Genomic DNA, 13,091 nt, shown 5'->3' with positions numbered 1-13,091 from the left:
TAGCTGTAGACTAAGAATACTTATTTAATGAAGTTTTTCTCTAATAAGACTCTCATTTCTCTAATTGTTTTTTGTAATTGGTGAATTTCATCATTTTTTATTTTCACAATTTCTTCTGTTTTTCTTAAATTTTGCAAAGAAAGATTCTCCAACTGCATTCGAAGCTCAATAATCGTTTTTTCCAATTGATTAATTACTTGGTGTTGTTTAATGCGTTGGCGTTCAAGCTCTTTTTTCGCTTCTAAATCGATAGCCTCTAGTCTCAGACGCAACTCAATAATTGTTTCTTTAAGATTCCTGCATTCATTCTCTAATTTGAGCAAGGACATTGCTATTCTCCTGGACGGCATTATAGATACAAATCACTAGTTCTAAATTTAATTTCATCATCTTCAATCCAGGCTTTTGTGAGTGAATATTCGGGTAGTTCTATCCAAGTTGTGCGGTTGTTAGTCAGAGGTTCTGAAGCAAATAAAATATTATTTCGCTTTTCTGAACCATGCATTTTATACATCCCATCATATACTCCATAGACTTCTCCAAAAGTAACCCAAAGACTATGATACTCAAGAAATGCTTTGTGAATGAGGCTTGTATTACAACCAAAGTCAAACACAAAACGGGTAACAATCAAATAGTTGCCATTTGTTACAAAAAGATTGAGTGGAGAAGCTTCTTCAATGCCAAGTTTTTGACGTATTTCTCTTAGGGTTTTAATCGTATTAATAAGAGCTTCAGCAGCTTCATTCAGGGAAATTTCTTTAGTGTAATCAGATAAATAGCTTAAAAAAAGCGAATAAACCCACTCACTGTCTGTTGTCCCTTTAATCTGAGCTAAAATTTCTGGCTTAACAATGTCAGTAAGTGTTAATTTCATTAAGGACATTTGTTCAAGACTACCATTATGTGCCAAGGCGATTTTCGCATTATCAAGCATAAAGGGATGAACGTTTTGTTCTGAAACAGTTTCTTTTGTACTGTATTGTACGCCGCGAACATGAGCCAATAGACAATTAGTATTTATTTTTTGTGATAATCGATACAGATTTTTATCAAAAAATGGTAATTGAGCCGTTTTATAATAAAAAGGCTTTTGGGGTTCAGGTGAATTAGGAGCCCAAGCGCAAAAACCAAGGCCTGCAAGATTTTGAATATGATGCATCAATAGTGGTGCATAACTTTGATGAGCCAAGGAATTATCTGGACCATAAATCAGATCATAAATTGCGACTTCTTGTTTTCCCAAGTACATTAGCACTCTGCACATAGTTTCTCCTTAATAACCTACTCGAACATCCTCAAGAAAGTATGTTATTGTACTCACTATTAATTCTTACGAACTGACGATTAGTAATATAAACAGAACCAGCAATTTCTCGATTTATCGTTTCACTAATAATATAAAATATATCTGGGTGAAAATGCTTAAGCTCCTTATAAACATCCATATCCAGCTCTAAAATGATGCTTTTTTCACAGGTCACATAATCAGCTACTTGACGAAACTCAGTAAAAATAAAATTTTGTAAAAACATCTCACCTATTCCTGAAATAGCGATAGACTTTTTTAATTGGTTATTTTCTTTAATAAAGAGCATGGCTGCTCCGGAATAAATAATCCCTAATTTATTGAGATTGCTCTCATTTGATAAAAAGCGGTAGCCTCGATCGTAGCTTTGAGCTTTCATTAAAGGCAGTAATTTCAAGATTTGTTTTTTAGACATATGCCTAAAAAAACTTAATTTTCTGAGATGTTTAAAATCCAAACTGTTAATTTCAAGTTCTTTTAGACTTGCTGAGGGGGCCTCTAAATAAAGCGAATGTTCCGATAGTACTTGTAAGTCTTGCGGTATCGTGTTTAATATCTTCAGAATATTATTAATATTTGATATTATTTTATTTGCTAATTGATAAGCGATTTTTTTCTCAATTTTAAAGGCAATCTCGGGCTTTGAAGTACGTAGCATCTCGAGCAAATCATGATGAAAAATAATGCATGAACAAGGCTCCATCGCAATCACACTTGCCGTCACCAAAGCATTAGAAAGAAAAGTGACTTCTCCAAAAAGTTCATTATGTCCTAGAGTTGCTAAACGTTTTTGATAATCACCAGGAAGAATAATATCAATCGCAACAAAACCGGATATAACTAAATATAAATCTCCTCCATGACTTCCCTGTGGTAAAATAACTTTTCCTTGAGCAAATTTCTTTTCTTCCATAAATGGAAGAATAAATGCAACCTCTTCAGAAGTTAATCCTTTAAAAAAAGGTATTTTTTTAAAATTTATGTTGTGCTTAATTTCCATTCTTTGATCCTAAATTTTCCATTCTGAAATAGGGATTTCCTGATATTGATTTTCTAAATAAACGGACATCATGTTATGGAAATTCATTCCGTATTTATTAATAAACTGACACTGCCAATTACAGCCATTGACCTTTGCACTCACTCTTCTCTCAATTAAGTCGAGGTATAAATCAATATCAGTAGCCTGTATATCAAAAATTTGTAACCCTTTTTTTGCCAGAGGGATAAGTCCCTTTATTAATTCACATACGGAAATATCCTTTCCTAAAAACCATTTGAGCTGTGTATCCAGTCCATAGCGCGCCACATTAAAAAAATTTTTCCTGGCAAAATGGAACGGGAGTAAGTAATCAATAGGGGTATCCTGTACAACAAAGTAATTTAAAAGCCCATAGAAGAAAGCTGCATTAGCAACCATATCAATTACTGTAGGTCCAGTTGCTGGCCCACGGTGCTCAATACGCAAATGAGGTTGATTTTGTACATTAAAATCGATGACGGGCCGATTCCATCTGTAGATCACACCATTCTGTCGCTTTACATGAAACATTAATTCTGGAGGAAAATCTGGTGCAATCTCCGGTAGCAAACGTGGAAAAAACTGATAATTTTGCTCAAATAATTCAAAATATGAGTCTTTGAGATAGTTTAAACCAAATAAGCAACATTTAAACCCTCGCGCTTTGTCAAAATGCTGCAGGGTCATCACCTGATCAAAGGTAGCAATTCTTGTATCGCTCCAAACCTGTTTACCAAAGAAAAAAGGACTATTACAAGAAAGCGCTAGAACAGGTGCTGCTATGGCTTGGGCTACATTGTAATAACGTACAGATTGACTCAAACCAATTTGCATATGCATCTGAAAAGCTGAAACAAGTCCATTCATCGCTACTGATTTTGGCTGTAATATAAGTCGTTCAACACCCTCGATATTAATATTAATTGGCCTGCCACCTCGTTGTTCAGCCATACAAGAATCAAGGAGATGATAGCGTTTTTTATTCGTCATGAAGTTCAGTTGATGATGTTTCTCATTTGCTGTGGGTAAAGATCCTATCAAGGCCAAATGATAGTTATTTTGTCTTGCGAGCTCACAACATTTTTGCCAATATTTAAGAATATTTTCATGCAGGCGAGTTAAACAATCAGAGCCAAAATTGAAATGGTCAGAATTAATTTCAAGCTGCGCCGAGCCTACTTCGCAAATTAAATAAGGTTCTGCAACTAAATTAATAAACTTTAAATTTTCTGGTGCTGGATCATAGTTCTTATCGAGAAGAAAAAACTCAATTTCGGCACCAATTTCTAATCCTCGTTCAATGAAAAACTTGTCAATAAACCAATTTTCCAGTAGCACAGTTTCAGCCAATAGTCTTTGATCAAATTCGCAATAATCTACCTTGGTTTGCATATTATTAATTTCTTTATTGTTAGTCATAATTTGAAACCGTGATTTGATAACGTTTCATATTTTTTAAGTGTGGTTCATAAGCTGATCATCGTCAAACCTAGTTGTTAAATAAATGATCATTTGTTTCATTTTAACCAAAGCTTGGGACTGTATTGAATTGGTATTGCATTGCTGCAACAAGGGTGTGAGAGGAAGTTACTAAACTAGAAGACTCCATTATTTCTTCTATAAATCTATTTCAATCCTACTATTTTTATAGTAGGATCTACTAGAAAAATAGTAGAGTATCTGTATTTTATTTTCTGGAGAAAATAATGTCCCCAAAAAAAGGACCACACACTTTTGCTCATGATCGTCTCCTTACCGAGGTAGAACTTGAATTAATGAATATCATTTGGAGTCTTAATAAAGTAACGATTAAAGAAGTTGTTTCACATTTATCTAAAGAAAGGCCTTTAGCATATACCACTGTAGCAACAGTAGTAAAAGTACTTGAACAAAAAGGGTTTTTGGAATGCCAAAAAAACTCTTATGCTCATATTTTTGTCCCTATTGTGACGAAGTCTGAGTATGAAAGCAGATGTATTGAACATATGGTCGCTAATGTTTTTGATGGTGAGCCAGTAGCGCTTGTGCAAAGACTATTGATGGCCAAGAAGTTACAAGACAATGACATTCACGCTATAGAAGAAGCGCTGAAACAATTAATTACTGCTGAAAAACAAACAGAGGAACAGTAATGTTATTCATTGAAATCTTATTGAGTATCCATTGCTTACTTTGGGTTAGTTCATGGATCATTGGAACTCGTTGGTTAACGAATCAACCCTCCTTTAAATTGAAACTGGCGCGTTTTTTATTAGTAAGTTGTGTCGTTTCCCCCTTTATTGTTCAATGTATAAATACTACTCAAAAAATGGAACGATTTAACTATGTATCATTTGATGCGGTGCAAGAATACGTAAAGCAACCTATATTAAAGGCAAAATCCTCAAACGTTATTCGGGAGTCAGCATCTGCTTTTACAATGGGCAACATCAATTATCTCCAACTTTTTTTGATAATATTTTGTTTGCTCATTTTTATTCGGGGCTATCGCCTATGGTTAGGTTTATATCATTTAAGAGTCATGATAGCCGAGGCAATACCTTATCGAACCTCTGGCAATCTGGTTATTAAAGTCTCTCACTGCTGTCACATTCCTTTTTCAGTATTTTTATTAAATAAAGCTTATATAGTATTACCAGTATCCTTATTTTCCTCTTCTAAAAATGTGCAAATTGCGATCGCTCATGAGGGACAACACCATCGTAATGGTGATTGCTTATGGGCCTATTTTATTGAGGTCTTATCTATTATTTTCTTTGCAAATCCAGGTGTTACGCGATGGCGCAGGGTTTTATGCGAATTACAAGAATTTTCATGTGATGAAGTATTGGTTGGCCACCCAAAAATTTCACCATATGACTATGGCCACTGTCTGTTTGATGTAGTGCAGACAGCATCTCAATGTTCTTTGTCTTCTAACCGAAAAATTGCATGCACGGTGGGTATGGCTTTGGACAAAAAAAACGAAGACTGTACTTTTATCATAAGGAGAATTTCAATGTTATCGTCTTATCCGCCCAATGCATCTAAATCTTTATTAGTAGGAATAGCATTTGCAGGGTTTTCTATTTTAGCACCTATATGTGTCGCCTATTCAGCAGCAGGCTCTTTGACCAGTACCAAGGTAAAGGCAGTGGATACTTCTCATTTAGATCCTAAAATGCAAAAAATTGCAATGAAAGAGATTAACGCAGCAGTCAAACAATATCACGCTAAATCTGGAGTTATTGCAATAGCTGATCCAAAAACCGGCGCTATCATCGCATTTGCTGAATCAAGCAATAATAAAAATAAAAGTTGGATGTCTCGTATTTTTTCACCCGGTTCAACTATAAAACCATTTATTGCAGCCGCAGCCATTGATGCAGGTGTAAGTTCTGAAACAAAGAGTTACGATTGTCACTCACCTTATTATATAGAAGATAAAAAATTCACCAACTATAATCCTAATGTGAATTCTGCTTCATTGACGGAAGCAATTGAAAAATCGATTAATGTTTGTCTTATCAAAGTTTCTCAAGAGGCTGGAGCACCAGTAATCCGTCAAAAACTCACTGAATTCGGTTTTGACATGGACAGTTGGTGGCAAGCAAATCAAAGTGATGACTTACAACTTGCCATGGCGTCACTCGGAGAAAATATACCTGTCACAATTGAATCGTTAACAAAATCCTATGCCATTCTTGCTCATAACGGTTATCCATTTAATAAAGCAGATACACCTGTAATTTCAGAGTCGACCACAAAATCAATTAATCATATGCTTGAAAACGCTGTTGCCAATGGTACTGGGAAATTTGCGCTAATTCCTGGGATTGCTGTAGCAGGGAAGACCGGAACAGTGATCGAAAATAATGAGAAACATTTTGCTTTGTTTGCTGGGTATGTACCTGCTGATTCCCCACGTTATGCTATGGTGGTTGTGATTGAAGAAGGTCACTTGAATAAAAACGGGGAGCTATTGACTTCTGGTGGTGAATTGGCAGCCCCTGTTTTTCGTAAAGTCGCGATTAACGGTCTGAAATAGGATGAATCGAGAAGCTGTTTATGGGTACGGTATTTTTGCTGTATCCATATCACTATGAATTGAAAATAGTGTTGGAGTTGTTATGAAAAAAATAAGTGTACTTCTAGGTATGACACTGTTATTTTGTGTCAGTGCTTGGGCGCAAAAAACCTGTTTTTTAGCAAGAGAAAATCAAACTGTATTAAAACAAAAAGGGGATGATTGTGATCAACGCTATGCACCACAATCAACTTTTAAAATTGCCTTGAGCCTTATGGGTTTTGATGCAGGAATATTAAAAGATGCTTTTCATCCTGAATGGCCCTACAAAAAAGAGTATGAACTTTATCTCAATGTATGGAAATATCCTCAAAATCCACATAATTGGATGAGAGATTCTTGCGTTTGGTATTCTCAAGTGCTCACGCAACAATTAGGCATGAAACGATTTAAGGAATATGTTGATGCTTTTCATTATGGAAATGAGGATGTTTCGGGTGACAAAGGTCAGAATAATGGATTAACTCATGCCTGGCTTTCAAGTTCGCTTGTCATCTCGCCCACGGAACAGATGCAATTTCTGCAAAAAATGATCACTGGAAAATTACCTGTGAGTCAAAGGGCTTTTGACATGACCAAAGACATTCTGTACATCCAAGAATTAGCTGGTGGTTGGAAACTGTATGGAAAAACTGGAACTGGTGAACAGTTAACAAAAGACAAAAATCAAAAACTATCTTTACGACAAGGGTGGTTTGTGGGGTGGATTGAAAAAGATAATCGCAAAGTTACATTTGTCAACCATATTACAGACTGCAAAGAGAGCTTTGCGGGTTTAAAAGCGCGAAATGAAGCACTGATTCAATTATTTTACTTGATTAATGAATTGGAAAAATAATTAACACGAGTTCGACACAAAAAGCGTGAAAGATGCTTGACCCTATTGTGGCTATATACCTTAACTTTATATTTAAGGAGGGAGCATGATGACTCAATGGTTCGTAAAGGACTTAAGTAAATTAACTGGTGTTTCAGTGCAGACACTGCATCACTATGATCGTATAGGTCTACTTACGCCTTCATTGCGACGCGCTAATGGGTATCGTGTTTACTCTGAGAAGGATTTATTGAAATTACAACAGATTATTGCGTTGAAGTTTTTTGGTTTTGAGTTGTCACAAATTAAAACCCTACTTATTGAAGAAAGTAGGGCGTTCAAGCATTTTAACAGTCAAATTCAAGTACTGGAACAAAAAGCAGCTGTTTTACTTGAGGGAGCCAAGACTTTGAGATGCATTATTGATTCTGTTGATGCCAATCAATCCATTCCATGGGAAACCATTATTCAATTGATAGAGGTGTATAAAATGACGGAGCATATGGAACATAATTGGGTTAAGGAAATATTTACTCCTGATGAACTAAAACAGTACGTTGAGTTTGAAAAAGAACTAAAAGCGAATACAACGCTTGAGCAAAAAGAAGCTTTTGAAAACAATTGGCATCAGTTAGTAGAGGCGGTGAAAAATAATCTGAAACAAGATCCTGGTTCAACGTTAGGTATTGAGTTGGGAAAAAAGATTATGGATTGGGTTAATGGAGTATATGGAAAAAAATATGCCCATTTAAGAACCAAGAAATTTGAAAAGGGTTTTGGAGAAGGAAAAGGTCTTGATGAGGTTGGATTGACATCAGAAATTGTATCATGGATGGATAAAGCGATGGATGCATACTGGAGCGATCGGATTTATGGGATTCTTGAGCAAGTAGGAAAAAAATCCTCTTCAACCGTATTAGCTCTTTGGAATGAAATGCTTGTGGATATGTATGGTGAAGATATTTCGCGCAAAAATGCTATATACGAAATTGCTTTAAATGATGATAAGGTCAGTTTTCAAGCAAAAGTCTGGCTTAAAAGTATTTTGGATTCTTAAAAATTAACGTGGGTTTGGGATAAGGATGTAATTACAACCAGTTTCTATTACGATCCGTTCAAGCTGAGACGCGTAAACGCCTCTTCAGCCCGAGCGGATCCAGGTAAAATCTGGCAGAATACTACCAATTTAAAGCTAAATATATTCAATTTTGCTCACTTCTTCTGGAGGAAGCTTTTTGGAGATGTTTTCAATTTTAGATTGAATTTGTTTCACAAAAATTGCATTATTTTCACTTAAATTTTTCTGCATAAAGTCGCATGTCTCGGTCAGATCTTTCAATAGCTCATCCAGCTCTTTCCTTTGAGTCTTGACATCAAGACCCTTAATGATTTCATTGAGTGCAGAGGCTTTACGGAATAATAATTTGAAAAGAACATCTTTTTCTTCGCCTTTCATTTCTGTATAAGCTTTAATCCCTTCATTGGCTAAGATAATACATTTCTCATTGTCATTTAACTTTAAACAGGCTTGACAAGCATTGGAATGTAACGTGATAAAATCCATCGTCAGTGTCTTTGTTTTCTGATGCAACTGGATGGCCGCAAGATAACACTCTAAGGCACTTTGATAATTAGGTTTTTTAAAAAGCTCATTGCCTAAAAGTTTTAATTCGCTTGCGATAGATGTTATATCTTCCATTTTTTCAGCGGTTTCTGAGGCTGAGCAAAGGATTTTCTTTGCTTGTTCAAGCGAAGAGTGAGTAATGTTCTCTTGTCTTTGCAAATAAAATTTTTCAATCAGGTTACCATGATAACTGACATACCGAGCTACTTGCATGTAGTAATTTTCAAAGGAAAACTCAATTCCTTTGTTGATAAGATGAGCAGTATTAAATAAAAAATTGGCACGCTCGATACCACTTTCTATTCCAATTCCTTTACGATAATCGGGTTCAATTTGACAATCGCCACCTGGTAGAATAGTCGGTAAGTCTTTGCTTAGATAAAATGGTCTATCGACGTATTTAGGACAAACTGGAAAATGTCCAAAAGAATGAATCGTAAACTCAATGTCTTTAAAACCATATTTTAATTTGAGTAAATCTTGAAGAAATTCAATTTGCAGGCTCTTGTCTTTCTCTTTCAAATCATCGGGTACTTCATAATAAATAAAATAATTGACTTCCCCTTTCTCATTCTTAGCGGAACGTATATCAACAACCGGAAATGAAAAATTTGGCCAGCCATATTTTTGTCGTAATTGGCATAATTGCCTGGCCTGGAGCAAGGGATCTATTTTGTCAGGAATGTGAAGCTTCATTGCTTCTTCCGTACTTAATGACATATAGCAAGAAAAATGGTGAGTATGCGGGTTTTTGCCCAATGTCTTAATTGGAAATATTTCTTTTTCTAATAAACGGTTGGTTGAATAATTATAATGCAAAAATATTAATTAAACCTTAGCAGTTATCCGAAAATAAGATTCTGATTTTCTATGTATGTCTGATTCGAGGGGTTGACTTCGTGATAAATTTTTACAGTATTATTTCCATAACCGTTACAGAATGTTCTTTAAATTTATCCGTTCCAATTTTGCGCCAACCAAGACGCGTGTAATATTCAGGGATCGTTGGATCAAGAGCGAAAAGATATAGATTTTTGAAACCTAATGTTTGTGCTTTCTCTTTGGTTTTATCAATAAGCTGTTTTGCAATACCTTGTTTTTGGTACGCTTTCGAAACCACTAAAGAACCGAGCCATGGCGTTAACTCAGGACGAATACCATCGTTGACTCGTAATGAACACATGCCAATAGGCTTCTGTTCATCAAAAGCAACGAAAGTAATTGGTAATTGTTCTGTGTTTAAATGATTGTGTAAATTATCTTCTACATCTGAAATAGGTACATCAGGGATCCAAATTTGTCCTAGTTCTTCATGCCAAATTTGGGCAAGATCTGGAATAGTGTCTGAATGGTGTTTGAGGTAGGTTATTGTTCTCATGATACGACCTGTTTCATAGTAATTTGCTCATCAAATAAATGTTGAAAAGGTAGTGAATTTTTCATCCAATATACTCTAGTAAAAAAGTAAAGAAGATGAGAAACAGTCCTAGGATTAAATAAAATAAAAATTGATCTTGAATGAGCTTTTGTTCTTTTTCTCTGGGCCTAAGCATATTAAACGCAATGAAAAGAAAGATAATGCCCGTTACTATGCATATAATTTGTACCACTAAAAATAGAGATATAGACATTTAGAACTCTCAATGAGCTTCAGAATTAGCGATTAATTTTTAATAATATATTTTTCTACATCAATTTTATAATATTAAGTTATTTAAGCTAATTATTCTATTTTAAATTCAATAAAATTCATGATAAAAAAACCGTAATATAATTGATGTCTTGTTTGGAAAATTAAATCTATGCTAAAGGGCTTAAAAGTAATTGATCTGAGTTCGGTTCTCGCTGGCCCATCTGTAGCCACTTTTTTTGCTGAGTTAGGTGCTTCTGTTGTTAAAATCGAACATCCCGTTTATAAAGATATTACTAGAACATGGAAGCTTCCGGATGAAGATCCTAATTCTGAAATTTCAGCTTATTTTGCAAGCGTTAATTTTAGGAAGGAGTACCTGTTTTTAGATCTCACAAAAGAAGAAGACTATATCTGTTTTCTTAATCTGATTTTAGAAGCCGATATTTTAATTATGAATTTTAAAAAAGGAGATGAAATAAAGCTGAGACTACAAGACGAGCATCTGCTTGATATTAACCCGCGTCTTATCATTGGAAAAATAAATGGTTACGGTGATGACAGTGATCGCGTAGCCTATGATCTTGTTCTTCAAGGCGAATGTGGTTTTATGTCGATGAATGGTACTTATGATAGTGGTCCAGTTAAGATGCCGGTTGCTCTAATTGATGTGCTTGCTGCTCATCATTTGAAAGAAGCTATTCTTCTTGCACTCTATGCGCGAGAAAAAAACGGGAAAGGTAAAGTGGTTACTATTTCTCTTTATGATGCAGCCATTAGTAGTCTCATGAATCAAGCATCTAATTACTTAATGAGGGGACAGATACCAAAACGTATCGGTTCCCTACATCCAAACATTGCCCCATATGGTGAATTGTTCCGTACCGCAGATGGAGCTCATATAATCTTTGCAATAGGTTCTGATCGGCATTTTAAAAAATTATGTACGGTTTTAGGCCTCAAAGATCTTCCGGAAAAAGAGGAGTTTAGCAACAATCAAAATAGAGTAAAAAATCGAGAGCGACTTGCTTCACTCATTGCGGCACAAGCTGAGAAGTTCCAAAGCGAGAAACTTCTCAAAATTTTACATCGTGAACATATTCCAGCTGGAAAAATTATGGATCTCAAGGAGGTTTTTGATAGTGATCATGCGAAAGCGCTTATCTGAAAAGAGCTCATTGATAATATTCCTACAGCACGGGTTGCATCTGTTATTTTTAAATAGAGATCCATTGAGCGTTGTCATTATGACAATAATCAAGTAATTGACACAGTGGGATTTATCTACGAAAACAAAAATATTATTAATTTGATAAAGGATATATAATCAAATTTCATTATAATTACGTCCAAGCAAAGTGATGATGGTTAAGTTTCATGAATTTCGTCAGGCCGAGCATCATTTTTTTTCCTTGATTAGTGATGCTCAAGCTGATTATGGTCAAATGGTTGCGTTCGCTACGGGGGTGCCTACTTCGCATTTGAATCCTGTCATTGTGAAGGAAATAGACGAGCAATTTTTAAAGACTTTATTTCAGTGTCATTCTTTCTATACCCCAAAACAATTATCGTGGTCTTTAGTACTTCCAGAGTATTTGTATCAGCCTGAACTGGAAAAGCCTTTGCAATCGCTTCATTTTGAGTACACTGAAAAAGGGGTTGCTATGGAGGCTTTAATCGATTCGATGGTATTTCCAAAGTTTGAGTCCTCGTTAGTGATTAAAGAAATGGTTAGTGATTTAAGTGTCTGGAGCCTTCCATTGCTTTATGGTTTTGAATCAACAATGGAGATAACCGATGCTTATAGAAAAAAACATGAGCTTGCAGCTGCCTCCAGTGCAAAATTATATCATTTTTCAGGTTTTATAGAGGATGAACCCGTATGCTCTCTTTCTTTATCTCTCTGTGGTCAGCATGCACGCATTGATGATCTTGCTACAATTCCAGCTTATCAAAAGAAAGGTTATGCAACACAACTGATTCATGCGGCAATAGACTTTGCTAAAACACTCCATATAACCAAGTGCTTTTTAGAAGCCTCAATGACAGGATTAAGCATCTATCAAAGAATTGGGTTTAAAGAGTTGTTCATTAATCGTTATTACGAGCAGATACAACTTCAACTTGAAACACCAAGAATGATTTTACGTTTAATGAACGAAACGGATCTCGATCACATCGCTGCACTTAATATGGATGCAGAAGTGCGAAAATTTTTCCCAGATGGTGTACAAACTCGGGAACAATCGCAACGAAGAATCAAAGAGTTTATGGCTTTTTATCGGGAACATGGACTTCCATGCTTTGTGATTTGGAATAAATTAACCCAAGAGTTTATGGGAAGATGTGGTTTTGGTCCCCTGGAAACGGGAGAAATAGAAGTAGGTTATTTGCTTGCCCGCAAGTTTTGGGGGAAGGGATATGCTTCTGAAGTACTGAATGCCTTACTTGATTGGAGCAAGAATCATATTGATTCAGAATATATTATCGCATTTGCACCTTTAGAGCATAAAGCGTCTCAACGAGTCATGGAAAAATGTAATATGACTTATTATAAGGAGGAATTAGGTCATGGCGTTATGTGCAAATTTTATCGCATCAATAACAAATAATTTTTGTAATTA

Annotated in this window: 12 protein-coding genes; 6 read left to right on the top strand and 6 right to left on the bottom strand. The window is 35.4% G+C overall.

The features are described 5' to 3' along the window. Positions 1-20: 20 nt before the first annotated feature. Genes Lsan_RS01380 through Lsan_RS01365 form a run of 4 tightly spaced genes read right to left on the bottom strand, consistent with a single transcriptional unit; the run spans position 21 to position 3,749 of the window. Positions 21-329, bottom strand: a complete 309-nt coding sequence (locus tag Lsan_RS01380; RefSeq protein ID WP_058512752.1) for a hypothetical protein — start codon at positions 327-329, stop codon at positions 21-23. A 20-nt stretch (positions 330-349) separates the two neighbouring features. Then, entirely contained in the window at positions 350-1,267 is a 918-nt protein-coding gene (locus Lsan_RS01375) for a class II glutamine amidotransferase (RefSeq protein WP_058512751.1), read from the bottom strand. Positions 1,268-1,298: 31 nt separating this feature from the next. Continuing rightward, the gene (locus tag Lsan_RS01370; RefSeq protein WP_058512750.1) at positions 1,299-2,309 is read right to left on the bottom strand and encodes a cyclic nucleotide-binding domain-containing protein; all 1,011 of its coding nucleotides are present in this window, start codon (positions 2,307-2,309) and stop codon (positions 1,299-1,301) included. A gap of 9 nt (positions 2,310-2,318) precedes the next feature. After that, positions 2,319-3,749, bottom strand: a complete 1,431-nt coding sequence (locus Lsan_RS01365) for a glutamate-cysteine ligase family protein (protein WP_058512749.1) — start codon at positions 3,747-3,749, stop codon at positions 2,319-2,321. Positions 3,750-4,036: 287 nt separating this feature from the next. Here Lsan_RS01365 and Lsan_RS01360 point away from each other — a divergent pair, with 287 nt between their 5' ends. The 4 genes from Lsan_RS01360 (at position 4,037) to Lsan_RS01345 (ending at position 8,270) form a co-directional block, all read left to right on the top strand. Continuing rightward, positions 4,037-4,462 (top strand): BlaI/MecI/CopY family transcriptional regulator, encoded by a 426-nt coding sequence (locus Lsan_RS01360; RefSeq protein ID WP_058512748.1) that lies wholly within the window; start codon positions 4,037-4,039, stop codon positions 4,460-4,462. Next, on the top strand, positions 4,462-6,357 hold the full coding sequence (locus tag Lsan_RS01355; RefSeq protein ID WP_058512747.1) for a M56 family metallopeptidase: 1,896 nt from the start codon (positions 4,462-4,464) through the stop codon (positions 6,355-6,357). The genes Lsan_RS01360 and Lsan_RS01355 overlap by 1 nt, the downstream gene beginning before the upstream one ends. An 82-nt stretch (positions 6,358-6,439) precedes the next feature. Next, the gene (gene blaOXA, locus Lsan_RS01350; protein ID WP_058512746.1) at positions 6,440-7,234 is read left to right on the top strand and encodes a class D beta-lactamase; all 795 of its coding nucleotides are present in this window, start codon (positions 6,440-6,442) and stop codon (positions 7,232-7,234) included. 88 nt (positions 7,235-7,322) lie between these two features. Next, positions 7,323-8,270, top strand: coding sequence for a MerR family transcriptional regulator (locus tag Lsan_RS01345; RefSeq protein WP_058512811.1), 948 nt, complete (start codon positions 7,323-7,325; stop codon positions 8,268-8,270). A gap of 135 nt (positions 8,271-8,405) precedes the next feature. On the opposite strand, the gene Lsan_RS01340 is transcribed toward Lsan_RS01345, so the two are convergent. Then, the gene (locus Lsan_RS01340; protein ID WP_237762005.1) at positions 8,406-9,533 is read right to left on the bottom strand and encodes a hypothetical protein; all 1,128 of its coding nucleotides are present in this window, start codon (positions 9,531-9,533) and stop codon (positions 8,406-8,408) included. Positions 9,534-9,747: 214 nt separating this feature from the next. Beyond that, positions 9,748-10,215 (bottom strand): GNAT family N-acetyltransferase, encoded by a 468-nt coding sequence (locus tag Lsan_RS01335; RefSeq protein WP_058512745.1) that lies wholly within the window; start codon positions 10,213-10,215, stop codon positions 9,748-9,750. A gap of 424 nt (positions 10,216-10,639) precedes the next feature. Between Lsan_RS01335 and Lsan_RS01325 the strand changes: the two genes are divergently transcribed. Both Lsan_RS01325 and Lsan_RS01320 read left to right on the top strand, forming a co-directional pair. Next, complete coding sequence (locus tag Lsan_RS01325) at positions 10,640-11,635, top strand: CaiB/BaiF CoA transferase family protein (protein ID WP_058512743.1); 996 nt, start codon at positions 10,640-10,642, stop codon at positions 11,633-11,635. A 193-nt stretch (positions 11,636-11,828) separates the two neighbouring features. Further along, positions 11,829-13,079 (top strand): GNAT family N-acetyltransferase, encoded by a 1,251-nt coding sequence (locus Lsan_RS01320; RefSeq protein ID WP_058512742.1) that lies wholly within the window; start codon positions 11,829-11,831, stop codon positions 13,077-13,079. Positions 13,080-13,091 lie beyond the last annotated feature (12 nt).

Origin of the sequence: Legionella santicrucis (genome assembly GCF_001468135.1) — a bacterium.
GTDB lineage: Bacteria > Pseudomonadota > Gammaproteobacteria > Legionellales > Legionellaceae > Legionella > Legionella santicrucis.
The sequence above is the reverse complement of the archived record's forward strand: the minus strand, read 5'-3'. Positions and strand labels throughout refer to the sequence as shown.